15 protein-coding genes, 6 tRNA genes and 1 other RNA gene are annotated in these 18,858 nt (G+C 52.4%); 12 read left to right on the top strand and 10 right to left on the bottom strand.

All coding sequences use genetic code 11. The annotated features are described in order from the left end of the window. The first annotated feature begins 161 nt into the window (after window positions 1–161). The 6 genes from degP to DD586_RS15460 all read left to right on the top strand — a co-directional run bounded on the left by degP (window position 162) and on the right by DD586_RS15460 (window position 7,045). Window positions 162–1,613: a serine endoprotease DegP gene (gene degP, locus DD586_RS15485; protein WP_012885771.1), complete on the top strand. Its 1,452-nt coding sequence runs from the start codon at window positions 162–164 to the stop codon at window positions 1,611–1,613. A gap of 172 nt (window positions 1,614–1,785) precedes the next feature. Continuing rightward, window positions 1,786–2,943 carry a CdaR family transcriptional regulator gene (locus tag DD586_RS15480; RefSeq protein ID WP_012885770.1) on the top strand — a complete coding sequence of 386 codons (1,158 nt, stop codon included), beginning with the start codon at window positions 1,786–1,788 and terminating at the stop codon, window positions 2,941–2,943. Between the two features lie 297 nt (window positions 2,944–3,240). Next, window positions 3,241–4,251 carry a sulfate ABC transporter substrate-binding protein gene (locus tag DD586_RS15475; protein WP_012885769.1) on the top strand — a complete coding sequence of 337 codons (1,011 nt, stop codon included), beginning with the start codon at window positions 3,241–3,243 and terminating at the stop codon, window positions 4,249–4,251. A 97-nt stretch (window positions 4,252–4,348) separates the two neighbouring features. Continuing rightward, window positions 4,349–5,161, top strand: coding sequence for a sulfate ABC transporter permease subunit CysT (cysT, locus tag DD586_RS15470; RefSeq protein ID WP_012885768.1), 813 nt, complete (start codon window positions 4,349–4,351; stop codon window positions 5,159–5,161). Window positions 5,162–5,178: 17 nt separating this feature from the next. Then, on the top strand, window positions 5,179–6,063 hold the full coding sequence (cysW, locus tag DD586_RS15465; RefSeq protein WP_012885767.1) for a sulfate ABC transporter permease subunit CysW: 885 nt from the start codon (window positions 5,179–5,181) through the stop codon (window positions 6,061–6,063). Then, window positions 6,053–7,045, top strand: a complete 993-nt coding sequence (locus tag DD586_RS15460) for a sulfate/molybdate ABC transporter ATP-binding protein (protein ID WP_012885766.1) — start codon at window positions 6,053–6,055, stop codon at window positions 7,043–7,045. Before cysW ends, DD586_RS15460 begins: the two co-directional genes overlap by 11 nt. A 49-nt stretch (window positions 7,046–7,094) precedes the next feature. Here DD586_RS15460 and DD586_RS15455 read toward each other — a convergent pair whose 3' ends face one another. From DD586_RS15455 to DD586_RS15435, 6 genes are all read right to left on the bottom strand, one after another. Next, entirely contained in the window at window positions 7,095–7,529 is a 435-nt protein-coding gene (locus tag DD586_RS15455; RefSeq protein ID WP_012885765.1) for a DoxX family protein, read from the bottom strand. Window positions 7,530–7,889: 360 nt separating this feature from the next. Next, a non-coding RNA gene (locus DD586_RS21515) (RtT sRNA) lies at window positions 7,890–8,014 on the bottom strand. Window positions 8,015–8,060: 46 nt separating this feature from the next. Then, window positions 8,061–8,136: transfer RNA gene (locus tag DD586_RS15450), tRNA-Lys, on the bottom strand. 7 nt (window positions 8,137–8,143) lie between these two features. Then, window positions 8,144–8,219, bottom strand: a tRNA-Val gene (locus DD586_RS15445). A gap of 40 nt (window positions 8,220–8,259) precedes the next feature. After that, window positions 8,260–8,335, bottom strand: a tRNA-Val gene (locus DD586_RS15440). 44 nt (window positions 8,336–8,379) lie between these two features. Beyond that, window positions 8,380–8,455: transfer RNA gene (locus DD586_RS15435), tRNA-Val, on the bottom strand. Window positions 8,456–8,773: 318 nt separating this feature from the next. On the opposite strand from DD586_RS15435, the gene gltX reads away from it, so the two are divergent. After that, window positions 8,774–10,189, top strand: coding sequence for a glutamate--tRNA ligase (gene gltX / locus DD586_RS15430; RefSeq protein ID WP_012885763.1), 1,416 nt, complete (start codon window positions 8,774–8,776; stop codon window positions 10,187–10,189). Window positions 10,190–10,333: 144 nt separating this feature from the next. On the opposite strand, the gene DD586_RS15425 is transcribed toward gltX, so the two are convergent. Further along, entirely contained in the window at window positions 10,334–11,602 is a 1,269-nt protein-coding gene (locus DD586_RS15425; RefSeq protein ID WP_012885762.1) for an O-acetylhomoserine aminocarboxypropyltransferase/cysteine synthase family protein, read from the bottom strand. Between the two features lie 271 nt (window positions 11,603–11,873). Here DD586_RS15425 and DD586_RS15420 point away from each other — a divergent pair. Continuing rightward, a tRNA-Ala gene (locus tag DD586_RS15420) sits at window positions 11,874–11,949 on the top strand. Between the two features lie 47 nt (window positions 11,950–11,996). Beyond that, window positions 11,997–12,072, top strand: a tRNA-Ala gene (locus DD586_RS15415). A 124-nt stretch (window positions 12,073–12,196) separates the two neighbouring features. Here DD586_RS15415 and ung read toward each other — a convergent pair. Continuing rightward, window positions 12,197–12,883 (bottom strand): uracil-DNA glycosylase, encoded by a 687-nt coding sequence (gene ung / locus DD586_RS15410; protein ID WP_012885761.1) that lies wholly within the window; start codon window positions 12,881–12,883, stop codon window positions 12,197–12,199. Window positions 12,884–13,288: 405 nt separating this feature from the next. Here ung and grcA point away from each other — a divergent pair, with 405 nt between their 5' ends. Beyond that, window positions 13,289–13,672 carry an autonomous glycyl radical cofactor GrcA gene (grcA, locus tag DD586_RS15405; protein WP_012885760.1) on the top strand — a complete coding sequence of 128 codons (384 nt, stop codon included), beginning with the start codon at window positions 13,289–13,291 and terminating at the stop codon, window positions 13,670–13,672. A gap of 254 nt (window positions 13,673–13,926) precedes the next feature. Here grcA and srmB read toward each other — a convergent pair whose 3' ends face one another. Further along, on the bottom strand, window positions 13,927–15,279 hold the full coding sequence (gene srmB, locus DD586_RS15400) for an ATP-dependent RNA helicase SrmB (RefSeq protein ID WP_012885759.1): 1,353 nt from the start codon (window positions 15,277–15,279) through the stop codon (window positions 13,927–13,929). Window positions 15,280–15,425: 146 nt separating this feature from the next. Here srmB and trmN point away from each other — a divergent pair, with 146 nt between their 5' ends. Further along, window positions 15,426–16,187 carry a tRNA(1)(Val) (adenine(37)-N(6))-methyltransferase TrmN gene (gene trmN, locus DD586_RS15395; RefSeq protein ID WP_012885758.1) on the top strand — a complete coding sequence of 254 codons (762 nt, stop codon included), beginning with the start codon at window positions 15,426–15,428 and terminating at the stop codon, window positions 16,185–16,187. Between the two features lie 102 nt (window positions 16,188–16,289). On the opposite strand, the gene nadB is transcribed toward trmN, so the two are convergent. Next, window positions 16,290–17,894, bottom strand: coding sequence for an L-aspartate oxidase (gene nadB, locus DD586_RS15390; RefSeq protein WP_012885757.1), 1,605 nt, complete (start codon window positions 17,892–17,894; stop codon window positions 16,290–16,292). Between the two features lie 355 nt (window positions 17,895–18,249). On the opposite strand from nadB, the gene rpoE reads away from it, so the two are divergent. After that, complete coding sequence (gene rpoE / locus DD586_RS15385) at window positions 18,250–18,825, top strand: RNA polymerase sigma factor RpoE (RefSeq protein ID WP_012885756.1); 576 nt, start codon at window positions 18,250–18,252, stop codon at window positions 18,823–18,825. The last annotated feature ends 33 nt before the right edge of the window (window positions 18,826–18,858 follow it).

Below are 18,858 nucleotides of genomic sequence, written 5' to 3'. Positions count from 1 at the left end.
CAGGTGAAGACGGCCGGAGTTTTGTAAATTTGGACAATATTTCCTTACCCTTCACCGTCTTGCACAGAACAGGCGCTGCTGCGCATAGTGGACTCACTGCTCCTGACCGCTTGAATGGCTGTCAGAGTTCTCTCGTTGACTGAATTGTGAGACATATCGCTATGAAACAAAAATCATTGGTGTTAAGCGCGTTAGCGCTGAGTCTGGCGATAGCGGTGGGGACGCTGCCAGCCACTGCTACTGCCGCTGAGTCGGTGTCATCGTCCAGCGGCCAGTTGCCGAGTCTGGCCCCCATGTTGTCGAAAGTGATGCCTTCGGTGGTGAATATCTCTGTACAAGGGCATACCACGGCCAGTCAGGGTGCCCAGGTGCCGCCGCAAATGCAGCCCTTCTTCGGTGATAATTCGCCTTTCTGTCAGGAGGGCTCACCTTTCCAGTCATCGCCGATGTGTCAGGGCAGCGATGATGACGATGACGGCAGCGCAGACAATGCACCACAGCAGCAGGAGTTCCAGGCATTAGGGGCGGGGGTCATTATTAATGCGGCCAAAGGCTATGTCGTCACCAATAACCACGTGGTGGAAAACGCCGATAAAATTCAGGTTCGCCTTAACGACGGCCGTAAGTACGACGCCAAAGTGATTGGTAAGGATCCACGTTCGGATGTGGCGCTGATTCAGTTAAAAGATTTCCGCAATCTGACGGAGATTAAGATGGCGGATTCTGATCAACTGCGTGTGGGGGATTATGCGGTTGCCATCGGTAACCCTTACGGCTTGGGGGAAACCGCGACATCCGGGATCATTTCCGCGCTGGGACGCAGTGGCCTGAATATTGAAAACTATGAAGACTTTATCCAGACCGACGCGGCTATCAACCGGGGTAACTCCGGTGGTGCGCTGGTCAACCTCAACGGGGAACTGATCGGTCTTAACACGGCGATCCTCGCGCCGGGCGGCGGCAATATCGGTATCGGTTTTGCTATCCCCAGTAATATCGTGAAGAACTTGGTTAGCCAGATAGTAGAATACGGTGAAGTGAAACGTGGCGAACTGGGGATTTTAGGCACCGAACTCAACTCCGATATTGCCAAAGCCATGAAGGTGGATGCGCAGCGCGGGGCCTTTGTCAGCCAGGTACAGCCAAATTCCGCCGCTGCCAAGGCTGGTATTAAAGCCGGGGATGTGGTCGTGTCGATGAACGGGAAAACCATCAGTAGCTTCTCTGCGCTACGCGCCCAGATTGGTTCATTGCCGGTAGGCAGCAAACTGACGTTGGGGCTGATTCGTGACGGGAAGCCGATCTCGGTAGACGTCACACTGCAGCAGAGCACGCAATCGCAGGTTGAGTCCGGTAATCTGAACTCCGCGATTGAAGGGGCCGAGTTGAGTAATACGCAGGTAGACGGGCAGAAAGGCGTGAAAGTCGAGAAGGTGAAACCGAATTCCGCCGCAGCGAAGATTGGCCTGAAACCTGATGACGTGATCCTCGGCGTGAACCAGCAGCCGGTCGAAAATATCGGTGAATTGCGCAAGATTATCGACAGCAAGCCGCCGGTACTGGCGCTGAACATTCGGCGTGGTGGCAGTGACCTGTATTTGTTGATTCAATAACCTGACCAGGAACATGGCCGGGTAATCGCCGCCCGGTCATGTTTTTTCCCAGCTGTTTTGTGAGTTATTCCACAGTTCCTGTGTGATCCCCCAGTTTTTGTTCATTTGCACAATGTCTGACGCTATATCCGGCGTTATGCTGGTGCGGTTGTCTCTATCCCTTGAGGTTGATATGGCGTCATACCACCTGAATGACAAACTGGCACAGGAGATTGTCGCACGCACCATGAAAATCATTGATAGTAATATCAATGTGATGGATGCGCGTGGGCGAATTATTGGCAGCGGTGATCGCGAGCGTATTGGGGAATTGCATGAAGGTGCGCTATTGGTGCTGTCGCAAGGTCGCGTGGTGGATATTGATGATGCGGTAGCGCGCCATTTGCATGGCGTCCGGCCTGGTATCAACCTGCCGCTGAAAATCGACGGTGAAATCGTCGGTGTGATTGGTCTGACGGGTAACCCTGGCCAGTTACGCCACTACGGCGAACTGGTGTGCATGACGGCCGAGATGATGCTGGAACAGGCGCGATTGCTGCACATGCTGGCGCAGGACAGCCGCTTACGGGAAGAACTGGTACTGAACCTGATTCGTACGGATGACCTCTCGCCTGCGTTGATGGAGTGGGCGCAACGTCTCGGCATCGATCTGAATCAGCCGCGTGTGGCGGCCGTGGTTGAGGTGGATAGCGGTCAGTTAGGGGTGGACAGTGCCATGGCGGAGTTGCAGCAATTGCAGACACTGCTGACGACGCCGGAACGTAACAATCTGATCGCGATAGTCTCCCTGACGGAAATGGTGGTGCTGAAACCTGCGCTCAACAACCATGGCCGCTGGGATGCTGAAGATCATCGACGCCGTGTCGATACGTTGTTGTCGCGCATGGAGGAAAGCAGTCGGTTACGGGTACGGGTGGCGTTGGGTAACTATTTTACTGGTCCGGGCAGTATTGCCCGTTCTTATCGAACCGCCCGCACCACCATGAGTGTCGGCAAGCAACGCATGCCAACCCAGCGCAGTTACTTCTATCAGGATCTAATGCTGCCGGTGTTACTTGATAGCCTGCGTGGCGGTTGGCAGGCCAACGAACTGGTTCGGCCGTTGGCCAGACTGAAGGCGATGGACAGCAATGGTTTACTGCGCCGTACGCTGAATGCCTGGTTTCGCAACAACGTACAGCCGGGGGCAACGGCCAAGGCGCTATTTGTACATCGCAATACGCTGGAGTATCGCCTCAATCGCATATCTGAACTGACCGGGTTGGATTTGGGTAACTTTGACGATCGGCTATTGCTGTATATTGCGCTGCAACTGGATGAAGAGCAGTAAGCCAGATACATCCTATTCATCCACTGGCGATGACCGGCGGCAGGCTATAGGCCTGTCGCTTACCTTAGATTCAAAAGCGCTGTTAAGCCCTCAATAATATAACCCGAGAGCATAAATTATCTCGAAACAGTATTTTTTCCCCTCAGCCTTATCCTCTATTGTCCCTCTCATAGATAACACTGGCCGCTGTGGTGCGGTCTGGCCGTTGTGCCGGTAGCAGGATAACCGTCAACGGGTCTCTGGGCTTTTTTGATCGCTCGCGCAAGCAACGGGCAGACTTTGAGGGGAATCATCATAATGTCAATGCGTCGTTTGGGATGGTCGCTGGCTACTGCCGCGTTGTTATTGTCGGGGGTAGCATCGGCTGCTACGGAATTGTTGAATGTGTCTTATGACCCGACTCGTGAGTTTTATCAGCAATATAACGCCGCATTTATCAAACACTGGAAAGAGACCACCGGTGAAACGATTACCGTGAAAAATTCCCACGGCGGTTCAGGTAAGCAGGCTCGCTCGGTGATTGACGGCTTGCAGGCGGATGTTGTGACGCTGGCGCTGGCTGGTGACATTGATGCGCTCAATTTGAATCAGCCGTTGATTGACTCGAAATGGCAGGCGCGTTTGCCGGATAACAGTACGCCTTACACTTCCACCATCGTCTTTCTGGTGCGTAAAGGTAACCCGAAACATATCAAAGACTGGGATGACCTGATTAAGCCGGATGTGCAGGTGATCACGCCGAACCCGAAAACCTCTGGCGGCGCGCGCTGGAACTTTCTGGCTGCCTGGGCCTATGCCAAACACTTGCCGGGCGGAACCGATGAAAGCGCGCAAAAATTCGTGACCGAACTGTATAAGCATGCACCGGTGCTGGATACCGGTGCGCGTGGCGCGACCATCAGCTTTGTGCAACGTCAGTTAGGCGATGTGCTGATTGCCTGGGAAAACGAGGCGTATTTGTCGCTCAAAGAGCAGGGTGGCGACCAGTTGGAAATCGTCACGCCGTCCCTGTCTATTCTGGCGGAGCCGCCGGTAGCCGTAGTCGATAAAGTGGTGGACCGCAAAGGAACGCGTAAACAGGCGGAGGCCTACCTGAACTACCTCTACAGCGACGAAGGGCAGCGTATCATCGCGCAGAATTTTTACCGCCCACGCAATGCGAAAATTGCCGAGGAGTTTACGTCCCAGTTTGCACCCGTGAAGTTGGTGACGATCGATGATGAATTTGGCGGCTGGAAAAATGCGCAGCCCAAGTTCTTCGATGATGGTGGGGTGTTCGACGCTATCTTCAAACAGATTAATAAATAAACGGTATGTTAACCGTCGAAACCGCCTCCGCTGGGGCGGTTTTGCCATGTTGGTTGTCTGAGTCGGCAATCCGTGTTTTTTTATTGAAAGGCTTGTTATGTCGCGACGTATTTCACCGGTAATTCCCGGTTTTGGTCTGACTCTGGGCTTTAGCCTTACCTATTTGGGGCTGCTTGTCCTGATTCCGTTGGCCGCCATGTTTTTGTATGCCAGTCAGCTGACACTTATCCAGTTTTGGGAGCTTATCACCAGCCGTCAGGTTCTTTTTTCTCTGCGCTTATCCTTCGGTTCTGCGCTGATAGCGGCCTTCGTCAACGGTATTCTGGGAACGCTGCTGGCCTGGGTGCTGGTGCGTTATACCTTTCCTGGCCGGAAAATCATCGACGCGATGATTGATATGCCGTTTGCCTTGCCTACTGCTGTCGCCGGGATTGCACTGACGTCGCTGTATGCGCCGCATGGTCTTATCGGTTCGCTATTTCCGTTTCGCATTGCTTATACCGGGATTGGTATTACGCTGGCGCTTATCTTCGTCACCTTACCGTTTGTGGTTCGCACCTTACAGCCGGTGCTGGCGGATATTCCTAAGGAAGTAGAAGAAGCATCAGCCTGCCTGGGCGCAAACCCGTGGCAGACCTTCCGCCATGTTCTGCTACCGGCCATTTTACCGGCCTGGCTGACCGGTTTTGCGTTGGCATTCGCACGAGGTGTGGGGGAGTACGGGTCGGTGGTGTTTATTGCCGGAAATATTCCGTTTAAGACAGAAATTCTGCCGTTGTTGATCGTCTCCAAACTGGACCAGTACGACTACAAAGGCGCGACCGGTATCGGCGTGTTCATGCTGGTGGTCTCTTTTATCATGCTGTTGCTGATTAACCTGTTGCAGCGGCGCATTCAACCCTCGTTATAGACGTATAAAGGATGAGCATGGATCACAGTATTTCTGCACCGGTGGCGGAGCGCCCGTCCACCGCTAAGCGTCCGACGACGTTTTATGTGCTGACGACGCTGGCCTGGTTGGTATTTGTTCTGATTCTGGTCTTGCCGCTGGTGATGGTGATTACTCAAGGGCTGCATAACGGTATCAGCGCGTTCTGGAATGCGATTACCGAGCCGGATGCGGTCTCGGCGCTCAAGCTGACCCTGCTGGCGACGGTGATTTCAGTACCGCTGAACATGGTTTTTGGGCTGGCCATCGCCTGGTGTGTAACGAAGTTTGCGTTCCGGGGTAAAGCGCTGCTGCTGGCGTTGCTGGATTTGCCATTTTCAGTGTCGCCGGTTGTGACTGGCCTGATGTATGTATTGCTGTTTGGTGCACAGAGCAAGCTATATCCATTCCTGACTGAGCATAATCTGGAAATTGTTTATGCCGTTCCCGGCATCGTGCTGGCAACGATGTTCGTCACCTTGCCATATGTGGCGCGTGAATTGATCCCACTGATGGAGCAGCAGGGGAGTCAGGAAGAGGAAGCAGCCAGATTGCTGGGTGCTAATGGCTGGCAGATGTTTTGGCATATCACGTTGCCGAATGTGAAATGGGCGTTGATCTACGGTGTGGTGCTGTGTACTGCCCGAGCCATGGGGGAATTTGGCGCGGTTTCCGTGGTATCGGGCCATATTCGTGGTCTGACCAACACTTTGCCGTTGCATATCGAGATTCTTTATAACGAGTACAACATTGTTGCTGCATTCAGCGTGGCGATTTTGCTACTGGCGATGTCGCTGGTGGTGCTGTTGCTGCGTCAGTGGAGTGAAGCGCATTTGTCGAAACAACAAGAGAAACAACAGGAGCTGGCCGGTAATGAGCATTGAAGTTCACAACGTTAACAAGCAGTTCGGTCAGTTCCGGGCCCTCAATCAGATCAATTTGTCGATTCAGAGTGGCGAGCTGGTGGCGCTATTGGGGCCATCGGGCTGCGGTAAAACTACACTACTGCGCATTATTGCTGGTCTGGAAACGCCGGACAGCGGCAATATTGTGTTCCACGGTGAGGACGTATCGGGGCACGATGTGCGTGATCGTAATGTCGGTTTCGTCTTCCAGCATTACGCGCTGTTTCGTCATATGACGGTGTTCGACAATGTAGCGTTTGGTTTGCGCATGAAACCGAAGGCGATACGGCCGTCAAAGCGCGATATCGATGCTAAAGTCCGCGAATTGCTCAATATGGTACAACTCGAGTGGCTGGCGGATCGCTACCCGGAACAGTTATCCGGTGGGCAGCGTCAGCGCATTGCACTGGCCCGGGCGTTGATTGTGGAGCCGCGCATTTTGCTGCTGGATGAACCATTTGGGGCGCTTGATGCAAAAGTACGAAAGGAACTGCGCCGTTGGTTATCGCGCTTGCATGAAGATATCAACCTGACATCGGTATTTGTGACCCATGATCAGGAAGAGGCAATGGAAGTGGCTGACCGCATTGTACTGATGAACAAAGGCGTGATTGAGCAGATTGGCACCCCTGATGAGGTGTATAACCGTCCGGCTACCGAATTTGTTTATAATTTCCTCGGGGACAGCAACCGGTTGAAACTCGCAGGTCATGACAAGGTGATTCAGTTCCGCCCGCATGAAGTGGCGCTGTCAAAACAGACGCAGGCTGATTTCCAGCCGGTGGTGGTGAAGGATATTCGCCCACTGGGAGCGTTGACGCGTCTGGTTCTGAAGGTCGATGGCAACAATGAACTGATTGAAGCGGAAGTGGCGCATGACGACGCGGTGTTGACCGACTTACACCGTGGCGATGTCGTACAGTTCAAGCCGAAGCGTTATAACTATGACTGGGAAATTTGAGTATAAAAAAACGCCCGTCAGGGCGTTTTTTTTCAGATAAATAAGTCAATTAACGGTAGTCTTCATTGGCGATTACGGAGTAACGGCCGCTACCCAGCAACATGATGACCAGGCTGCACAGGAAATAGAACGCTTCCCCTTCTAATCCCCACGCCCCCACATTGGTGATGGTGAACAATTTACCTAGCGTGACCAGCAGCGTCGCGACTAACAGGTTAAACGCAACCACGGCGGCAGAAAGGCGGGTCAATACGCCGAGAATAATCAGGATAGGAGCCAGTACTTCGCCGATATAGGCGCCGTAGGCAATAAAGCCCGGCAGGCCATGCTGTGCCAGCATTCCTGAGACCCAACCGACGCCGTTTTGGATTTTGGCAACGCCATGGAATAGCAACAGAATGCCGACGGTCAAACGCAACAACAGTTTGCCACCATCCTGATGGTTGGTTAAACCGGTAAAAAATTTATTGGCTTTCGCTATCATCGTCTTACCCTTAATTAGGAATAGGTTTTATTACGTCGCCTAGTGTCGTCTTTTGGTGACAGAATAAAAAACCAATACATTTGACGCTCCTTATCAAAAATTTTGCCTGATGATCCGCGCAGGTTGTAAAGGGTGGTGGAGCGCTTTTGAATAAATAAGGGAGAATGCTGGTTCTTGTGGGGATGATTTTTAGCCGGGAGACAGAGGATGCTGAGAGATATAAGAAACGTGGAGAAACGCAGAGAGCAAAACTGCGCAATGTTGCCCGACTCGAACCTGAACGCAGGTTCTCACCTGCACAACATCGTGTGCATATGATGCATCAGTGTGAATAATTGGGGAAGGTGATACATTTAGCGGTGGTGGGTCGTGCAGGATGACTCGGCCTATGGCCTCGCCCTTCGGGCCAGCGCGATGCGCTGTTGTCTCGCTTCGCTCGACTCGAACCTGAACGCAGGTTCTCACCTGCACAACATCGTGTGCGTATGAAGCGTCAGAGTGAATAATCGAGGAAGGTGATACATTTAGCGGTGGTGGGTCGTGCAGGATTCGAACCTGCGACCAATTGATTAAAAGTCAACTGCTCTACCGACTGAGCTAACGACCCGCAGAAGTGGTGGGTGATGACGGGATCGAACCGCCGACCCCCTCCTTGTAAGGGAGGTGCTCTCCCAGCTGAGCTAATCACCCACTTCTGTACTTCATCGTAAGAAGACAGCTGGTATGAGATTGGTGGGTGATGACGGGATCGAACCGCCGACCCCCTCCTTGTAAGGGAGGTGCTCTCCCAGCTGAGCTAATCACCCAATCTCAAATCTTCTTACTTTACACAGCGCGGCACTCTGATGAGTGGTGGGTGATGACGGGATCGAACCGCCGACCCCCTCCTTGTAAGGGAGGTGCTCTCCCAGCTGAGCTAATCACCCCCGCTGTGTGGAGTCGCATTATAGGGATAGTTGCCTATGAGTCAACGCTTTTTAAAACGAAAATGGTTGTTCGTTGTAAAATTAGTCGATATGCCGTGTTTCTGTGCGTTATCGTTGAATCCCTGCGCATTTTAGCGCGAAGAGACTGGCCTCGACGCGGTTATGGCGTTGAGGAATCGAGGGGGAGTGATAGAATATTGCCCACTTTAAGCAGGCTGTGTCTCGCGCTGACAGCGCGCACCCTTGATGGCGGGGCGCAGTCCGGAATCCTGGTTGGTGTTAACCGACCGTTGCTGTCTAATGAAGGCCGTAATCCCAATGAAAATCAAAACCCGCTTTGCGCCCAGCCCGACTGGTTATCTTCATGTTGGCGGTGCCCGTACCGCTCTGTATTCCTGGTTGTTTGCCCGTCATCATGGCGGCGAATTTGTTTTGCGTATTGAAGATACCGATCTGGAGCGTTCGACCAAAGAGGCGATTGACGCCATTATGGATGGCATGAACTGGTTGAATCTGGACTGGGATGAAGGCCCGTACTATCAGACCAAACGTTTTGATCGCTATAACGCGGTCATCGATCAGATGCTGGAAAACGGTACGGCTTACAAATGCTACTGCTCTAAAGAACGTCTGGAAACGCTGCGTGAACAGCAGATGGCTAACGGTGATAAGCCGCGCTATGACGGCTGCTGCCGCGATTCTCATGAACACCATGCTGATGATGAACCGCATGTGGTGCGTTTTCGCAACCCCCAGGATGGTTCGGTTATCTTTGATGACCGTATTCGCGGGCCGATTGAATTCAGCAACCTTGAGCTCGATGATCTGATCATCCGCCGTACCGATGGTTCACCGACCTATAACTTCTGTGTGGTTATCGACGACTGGGATATGGGGATCACCCACGTTATTCGTGGTGAGGACCATATCAATAATACGCCGCGTCAGATCAATATCCTCAAGGCGCTGGGTGCTCCCGTGCCGGAATACGCGCACGTTTCCATGATTTTGGGCGACGACGGTAAGAAGCTGTCCAAGCGCCACGGTGCAGTAGGTGTGATGCAGTACCGTGATGATGGCTATCTGCCTGAAGCACTGCTGAACTATCTGGTGCGTTTGGGATGGGCTCACGGCGATCAGGAAATTTTCTCTATTGATGAGATGAAGCAGTTGTTCTCACTGGATGCTGTCAGCAAATCCGCCAGTGCATTTAATACTGAAAAGCTACAGTGGCTGAATCACCACTATATTAACCATCTGCCGCCGGAATACGTGGCGACCCATCTGTCGTGGCATATCGAGCAGGCTGGTATTGATACCCGTACCGGTCCTCAGTTGAGCGAACTGGTGACGTTGTTGGGCGAGCGCTGCAAGACGCTGAAAGAAATTGCCGAATCCTGCCGCTACTTCTATGAAGAGTTTGCTGAGTTCGATGCCGATGCCGCGAAGAAACACTTGCGCCCGGTAGCGCGTCAGCCGCTGGAATTGGTTCGCAGCAAGCTGGCTGCCATCGCTGACTGGACACCAGAAAATATTCACCATGCTATCCAGGGCACTGCCGACGAATTGCAGCAGGGGATGGGGAAAGTAGGGATGCCGTTGCGTGTGGCGGTAACCGGCGCTGGTCAGTCTCCGGGTGTGGATGTGACGGTGCATGCTATCGGTCAGTCGCGTACACTGGCGCGTATCGATCGGGCACTGGCGTTTATCAGTGAGCGTGAAGCCCAGCAATAATCGTCTATTGTGGCGATTGTTTGTCGCGATCGTTGTTCATCGAAACCCTGGCTTGCCAGGGTTTTTTTACGTCCTGCTTCTACCCTCGCACTCGCCATCATTTTCAACATGATGGCAAGTGATCACAGAGATGAGGTCAGAGTATCAGGCATTGAGTGCCTGATTCAGGTCGTCTAGTAAATCTTCTATTGCTTCGATACCAACTGACAGGCGAATCATTTCCGGTTTAACTCCAGCCTTAGCCTGTTCTTCCGGTGTCATCTGGCGATGAGTGGTCGATGCTGGGTGGCAGGCTAATGATTTGGCATCACCAATATTGACCAGCCGTTTAAAAATTTTCAGGGCGTCATAGAAGCGTACACCCGCGTCATAACCGTCTTTGAGGCCGAACGACAAAATAGCGGACGGCGTACCTTTCATGTATTTCTGTGCCAGCGCGTAATGCGGGTGATCCGGCAATCCGGCATAGCTGACCCAGGCCACGCTGGGGTGCGATTGCAGGTATTCCGCCACTTTTTGGGCATTTTCTACATGTCGTTCCATGCGTAGCGACAGTGTTTCCAACCCCTGTAATAACAAGAAGGCATTCATGGGGGCGAGAGCTGAACCGGTGTTGCGCAGTGGAACGGTTCGGGCTCGGGCAATAAAAGCGGCGGGGCCGAATGTTTCGGTATAAACCACACCATGATAGGCCGGTTCAGGGAGATTCAGTCCCGGATATTTTTCAAGGTATTGTGACCAGGGGAATGTACCTGCATCCACAATGACACCGCCGAGTGAATTACCGTGACCACCAACGTATTTCGTGATCGAATGCACGACGATGTCTGCACCGAATGCAATGGGTTTGCACAGTACTGGCGAAGCAACGGTGTTATCCACGACCAGCGGTACACCATGCTGGTGGGCGACCTGTGCCAGCGCTTCGATATCGACGATATTGCCCGCCGGATTGCCGATACTTTCGCAGTAGACCAACCGGGTTTTCTCATCAATCAGTTCGGCAATAGCTTGCGGCGAGTCATCCGCTGCGAAACGGACCTCTACCCCGAAACTCGGCAACATGTGAGCAAACAGGGTATAGGTGCCGCCATATAATTGTGGCGTCGACACGATATTGTCACCCTGACGGGTCAGCGTTTGAATTGCATAAGTAATGGCGGCACTACCGGCAGAAACCACCAGCGCCGCAATTCCGCCTTCCAATGCGGCCAGACGTTGTTCCAGCACATCATTGGTAGGGTTCATAATCCGCGTATAGATATTGCCTGGGACAGCAAGGTTGAACAGATCCGCGCCGTGCTGTGCATTCTCGAATTCAAAGGCGACATTTTGGTAAATCGGCACGGCCACGGCTTTGGTGACGGGATCGGAGGTAAAACCATGGTGCAGAGCGAGTGTGGCATCTTTCATGTCTGGAAAACTCCGGTAGATGAAATAATGACGCATTGTTAAGGTTTTTGTGAAAAGTAAGAAAAACTTTTTTGTCATAAGCTAATAGCAAACGCGCTTGATTTGCAGCGTTTTTTGCCTTTGGGATAAAACGTGTATTATTGTGTGATACCACATTGCGCCCTGCGTTGACGGCTTTTTCAGCGGTTGATCGGATAAATGGATTTTGGCGTTGACAGGGGTAGGGGCGTTGCATATCATGCGACCCGTTCACACGATACTGTGTCGATACGGGGCTATAGCTCAGCTGGGAGAGCGCTTGCATGGCATGCAAGAGGTCAGCGGTTCGATCCCGCTTAGCTCCACCAAACCTTCATCCCATAAAGGTCTGGTTATCGATAGTATCATCAGGTGTGGGGCTATAGCTCAGCTGGGAGAGCGCTTGCATGGCATGCAAGAGGTCAGCGGTTCGATCCCGCTTAGCTCCACCATATTTCTTCGCAGTATTCCCTTGTTACTTCCTTTTATTTCCTTACGATTCAATCAATTTTTGCTTTTGTGCTTATGATTATGCGTCATTGCCTCTGACCAGCAAAGGCAATAACGAGCTCGCTATCAGACGGTTTCTGGTAAACGGGGCGTCCAGTCGATGGGCGAATCTCCCTGTTGCTCCAGCAACTGATTGGTTTTCGAGAAATGATGGCATCCTAAAAAACCACGATGCGCAGATAACGGCGACGGATGCGGTGCTTTCAGAACATGGTGCCGCTGTGTATCAATAATGCTGCCTTTCTTCTGCGCATGTGACCCCCACAACAGAAATACGATCCCTTCCCGGTGTGCGTTCAGATTCTCTATCACCTTGTCGGTGAACGTTTCCCAACCCAGATTCGCGTGAGAATGTGCTTTACCGGCTTCTACCGTCAGTACGGTATTCAGCAGCATTACACCTTGCTGTGCCCAGCTTTGTAAAAAGCCGTGGGAGGGGATCTCAAATCCAGGAATATCGTTGGCCAGCTCTTTATAGATATTGACTAATGAGGGGGGCGCTGGCACGCCCGGGCGTACCGAAAACGATAGCCCATGCGCCTGATTCGGGCCGTGGTACGGGTCCTGCCCCAGAATCACGACTTTGACGTCATGAAACTCAGTAAAGCGGAAGGCGTTAAAAACATCTTTTTGTGGCGGATAGATAACCTTGCCTGCCGCACGTTCCTGATGGACAAACGACAAGGTGTTAACAAAGTAAGGCTGTTCTTTCTCTTGGGCCAGCACATCGTGCCAGGTCAGGGAAGTGGTCATGGCAAGGCTCTTTGCTCAATCGGGTAAATGGCGACAACCTGGGTGCGCAGGTTCAGCCTGATTCATCAATCCAGGTGCCTAAGATTACCGTCAAACACGGCAGAGGGAAAATTATTCGCTGTCTTTTATTGCCGATAAATTGCGGCTTGCGCATTTTTTTTAAAATTTACAAAAATAATTGCATTAAGGGTTTTGGGGTAAATTGATATAAAACAATTAATTATGAATCATTCGCCAAGTGGTGGGTGGTTAAAATTGACCTGCATCAAAGAGTGGGTGGGAAAGGGCTGGTATACAGAGTGTCAGATTCGATTGGTTTTGCGCTGGCGTTAAGGTTGCTGGCACATTGTTATCAATCGTGGATTTTGTATTCGGTTCAATAGACGCCGCTTAACGGAGGCAATAATGGTTACAGGTATTCAAATCACCAAAGCAAATAACAATGCCCTGGTTAACTCTTTCTGGTTGTTGGATGAAGAGAAATCTCAGGCGCGTTGCGTGTGTGCCAAATCGGAGTTTAACGAAGATCAAATCGTGGCTATCAGTGATCTGGGGCAGTTCGAATATCGTGAAGTACCGCTGGAAATCAAACCGGAAGTGCGCGTTGAGGGTGGTCAGCATCTGAACGTGAACGTGTTGCGTCGTGAAACGCTGGAAGATGCGGTGAAGAACCCGGAAAAATACCCGCAGTTGACCATTCGTGTGTCGGGTTATGCCGTTCGTTTCAACTCGCTGACGCCTGAACAGCAGCGTGATGTTATCGCCCGTACCTTTACTGAAAGCCTGTAAGCGCGTCGGTAAGACAGAGAGTCAGGCGAAGAACGCTAGCTGTTACTTGAACAGCACTAGACAAGCTATCGTCATATAAACCATGCCGGTCACATAATGTGTCCGGCATGTTTTTTTATGGCATGTTTTTTATGAGATGGTTTTTATGGCGAGGGATAGCAGGTATCGATAGCCTGACGCTGGCTTTCAGTTGCCCTTAAAAACACAGGGAGCCATGTGGCTCCCTGTCTGGTTTCACGGGTAACAATTTTGCTTCAGGTATTATCCGCTGGTTTTTCTTTTGGTTGTTCCGCTGACGCTTTGGCGCTGGGCTGACGACGCTTACCGATATTTTTGCTATCGCGGTGGCGCACCTTGACCTTCACTTTCTGCTTTTCTTTCTCTTTTTCTTTCTGTTCTTTGCGCTTAGCCAGCACTTTTTTCGATGGCTTACCGTTAGATTTGGGGCTTGGCGCGCGGGTGCTCGGGCGTAATTCATCAATGACGCGCGCTTTCAATGGCTCGTTGAGATAACGACCAATTTTATCGAGCAGCAGATAGTCATGCGCTTCGACCAGCGAGATAGCACTGCCTTTACGGCCCGCTCGTCCGGTACGGCCAATGCGATGCAGATAAATGTCAGACGTGCGGGGTAAATCGAAGTTGAACACGTGGCTGACATCCTGAATATCCAGACCGCGTGCGGCGACATCTGTAGCAACCAGCACTTTCACCCGGCCTTCGCTCAACCGTTTGATGGCCTCATTGCGTTTGGCCTGCACCATTTCCCCTTCCAGGTAACAGGATTCGATGCCAGCAGATCGCAACCAGTCTACCAGTTCGTGCACCCGCTCACGTTTACGCACAAACACGATGGAACGCGTGACGTCCGGCTGCTTGAGCAGGTGGCTGAGTAGCGCTGTCTTGTGCTGAATGTCATCAGCACGGTAGTACCATTGCAGAATTTTTTTACGCTCACGCCTCGATGGATCGGCTTCCACTTCGGCAGGGTCGTTGAGCAGTCGCTCGGCAAAATCCTGAATAGCATCCCCTTCAAGCGTTGCAGAGAACAGCATGGTCTGCTTACGCCAGCGGGTTTCACCAGCAATATGCTCGATGTCCTGCGCAAACCCCATGTCCAGCATGCGGTCTGCTTCATCCAGAATCAGGGTTTCGACTGCACGACAGTCAAAATTCTCTTCTTTGATGTATTGCAATAAACGACCGGTCGTGGCGACAACCACATCCTGATTTTCGCTAAACACCTCAGCGTGGTTCATATAAGCCACCCCACCGGTGATGGTCGCAATGTCCAGATGAGTATGAGCCGCCAACGCCCGAGCCTGATCGGCCACCTGCATCGCCAGTTCCCGGGTCGGTGTCAGGATCAGGATCCGCGGCGGGCCGGATTTTTTACGTGGAAAATCCAGCAGGTGTTGTAAAACCGGCAGCAGATAGGCTGCGGTTTTGCCGGTTCCGGTTGGTGCGGAGCCCAGTACATCCCGCCCTTCCATCGCCGGAGGAATAGCTTCGGCCTGAATGGCGGTTGGACGGCTGAAGCCCATGTCGCGCAAGGCGTCAAGCAGGCTGTCATCAAGATCAAACTCGGAAAAATTGGTCGCAGTCATGGTCTACCTCTGTTCGGGGCGCTGATTATAGACGCATTGGCGGGCTTGTTCATCTGTTTAAGCGGCATTCGCCACTTTTCCCGGGCGGGCGTTTCTCCTATGCTAATCGCGGTTTGACAACAATATGGCATAAATACGGCATAGCAATGACCTTCCAGCAGCATACACCGGCTCCGCGCGCCGGAGGATTTACTTTTAAACAGTTTTTTGTCGCCCATGACCGCTGTGCGATGAAAGTAGGAACCGATGGCGTGTTGCTGGGCGCATGGACACCACTGCATCAGGAAACGCGGATACTTGATATCGGCTGTGGTTCCGGTTTATTGACGCTCATGTTGGCGCAACGCAGCGGTGGGCTGGTGCCCATCGACGGTGTAGAACTGGATGCTGCCGCCAGCGCGCAGGCGGCAGACAATGTGGCATTGTCACCCTGGGTTGACGCTATACGAATTTATCAGGCCGATATTCTGGCCTACGCTCGAGATACGGCTTCGCGCTACTCGTTGATCGTGAGCAACCCGCCTTATTTTTCCCCCGGTGTGGATTGCGCATCGACCCAGAGAGCGCAGGCGCGCTATACCACCACGTTGACGCACGACGCGTTATTGGATTGCGCCAGTCGGCTACTGGAGCCTGAGGGGCGATTTTGTGTCGTGTTGCCGGTAAGTGGGGCGGAAGATTTCTTAACGCTGGCGCAACAGTCGGCATGGCGTGCTGATATCCGCGTCGATGTGGCGGACAGTGCGAGCCGGCCGGTCAATCGGGTGCTGCTGTCACTGCGGCGTGCAGGCGAGTCAGAGATAAGCGCGATAGCGGTGAACCGAACGTCGTTAATCATCCGTGATGATGATCGCCAATACTCGTCATCTTTTCAGGCCTTGACGCGGGATTTTTATTTGTCGATGTGAAAAGGGATGCTGGAAGGATGCGGCTCTCCTGAGCAGCCCGTTTTTTGCCCGGTGTGAGGGGGCTCTGCCGGGGGAGACCCGGCAGAGGCACTGAGTTATGTATTAAGGATGAAGTATCGTGGGATGCGCGTTTGGCGAACGTTCTGGGTAATCGAGCGTGTAGTGCAACCCCCGGCTCTCTTTACGCTCCAGTGCACAGCGCACAATCAATTCCGCGACCTGAACCAGATTGCGTAGCTCCAGCAGATTGTTGGAGAGACGGAAGTGGGCGTAATACTCACTGATTTCCTGCTGTAGCAGCGTGATGCGCCGCAGTGCGCGCTCCAGTCTTTTGGTGGTGCGCACAATGCCGACGTAATCCCACATGAATAGCCGCAGTTCGTGCCAGTTATGTTGAATCACGACCCTTTCATCCGAGTTTTCTACCTGGCTTTCATCCCAGCGAGGCAGCGATTCCACCAGTGTTTTTTCGGGTAAGTGCTGCAAAATGTCTTCGGCGGCAGACCAGCCATATACCAGACATTCCAGCAGCGAGTTCGACGCCATACGGTTGGCACCATGTAAACCGGTGTAGCTGACTTCGCCAATGGCATACAGGCCGTCCAGATCGGTACGTCCCTGCTGGTCAACCACGACGCCGCCACAGGTATAATGGGCGGCGGGAACAATGGGGATGGGCTCCCGGGTCAGATCAATGCCCAGTGACAGTAACTTTTCGTAGATAGTTGGGAAGTGCTGCGTGATGAAGTCTGCGGGTTTATGACTGATATCCAGATACATGCAGTCTACGCCCAGACGTTTCATTTCATGATCGATGGCTCGGGCGACAATATCTCGCGGTGCCAGTTCTGCCCGTTTGTCAAAATCAGGCATGAAACGGCTACCATCTGGCCGGATTAACCAGGCACCTTCACCACGCAGCGCTTCGGTCAGCAAAAAATTGCGAGCCTGTGGGTGATACAAACACGTCGGGTGGAACTGGTTAAACTCCATATTGGCTACCCGACAGCCCGCTCGCCAGGCCATGGCGATACCGTCCCCGGAGGAAATATCGGGGTTGGTGGTGTACTGGTAAACTTTGGCAGCACCACCGGTGGCGAGTACTACGGCTTTGGCGCGGCAGGATTCAACATGCTCTTTTTCGCGGTTCCACAGATAAGCACCGACCACCCGTTTGTGACCCGGCAAGCCGAGTTTGCTGGAGGGAATCAAATCCACCGCATTGCAACGTTCCAGCAAGACAATATTGGGGTGTTGTTTCGCCTGGCTCACCAGCGTGGTTTCTACCGCCTTGCCCGTGGCGTCTGCTGCATGCAGGATACGGCGATGGCTATGGCCGCCCTCACGTGTCAGGTGGTAGCGTGCTTCACCATGCGGTGCGGTTTCGGTGTCGAATAACACGCCTTGATCGATAAGCCACTGCACGCAATGACGTGCGTTACGCGCAATAAACGAGACCGCTTCCCTGTCGCATAAACCGTCGCCAGCAATCAGGGTATCGTTAATATGGGCGTCAATGCTGTCGGTTTCATCAAAGACGGCGGCTATTCCGCCTTGTGCGTAGAAAGTAGCGCTTTCGCTAAGTGGGCCTTTACTCAGCACCATGACGCGAGCATGGGGCGCCAGACGTAGCGCCAGTGATAATCCCGCGGCTCCGCTGCCGATAATCAGCACATCACAGTGGTAGTCTGTAACTGAAGACATCATGATCGTTGTTTAATTTATAAAACGGTATTTTTGAATCTAGCACAATATTTATCTTAAATGCACGCGTGCGTTTAGTGTATTAAACATTGTGGGTGTAAAAAGGTGGAACGGGGTGCCAGCAACGGGCTTTTGACGTATGATTTGCCAATTGGCTGGGGAACGTCATGAGAATAAAACCCCACAGAGCAGCACGGTGACACGTAGCAAGTATCCGACAGGATGCAAAAAAAGCGTCGTGTAGTGGAACTTTATGACATTAAAAGACTCCAAGCCGATGCTTGCTCGATTTCAGATATATGGCTGGCAGTACATGACTTAGGCGTGGCGACACGGTTTTGGGGAGACATGATCTCGGATGAGCGAGCAGTTAGCGGATCAGGTGCTGGTTGAGCGGGTCCAGAACGGCGACAGAAAAGCGTTTAATTTACTGGTCGTTCGTTATCAGCATAAAGTGGCGAGCCTGGTATCGCGTTACGTTCCCTCTGGGGATGTACCCGATGTCGTGCAGGAGTCGTTTATCAAAGCCTATCGCGCGCTGGAGTCGTTTCGTGGCGAGAGTGCCTTTTACACCTGGTTGTACCGCATTGCCGTGAACACGGCGAAGAATTATCTGGTGGCTCAGGGGCGACGTCCTCCCTCCAGCGATGTGGATGCGAACGACGCTGAAAATTACGAAAGTGCCAGCGCGTTGAAAGAAATATCGAACCCTGAGAATTTAATGTTGTCTGAAGAGTTACGACGGATCGTTTTCCATACTATCGAGTCATTGCCCGAAGATTTACGTCTGGCAATTACGCTGCGTGAACTGGATGGGCTGAGTTATGAGGAGATCGCCGACATCATGGATTGCCCGGTCGGTACAGTTCGCTCGCGCATATTCCGCGCACGGGAAGCGATTGATAATAAAGTGCAACCGCTTATTCAGCGTTAGCTTGTTCTTAACGTTACTCATGACGGGTTTGAC

Source organism: Dickeya parazeae Ech586 (genome assembly GCF_000025065.1).
Lineage (GTDB): Bacteria > Pseudomonadota > Gammaproteobacteria > Enterobacterales > Enterobacteriaceae > Dickeya > Dickeya zeae.
The sequence above is the reverse complement of the archived record's forward strand: the minus strand, read 5'-3'. Positions and strand labels throughout refer to the sequence as shown.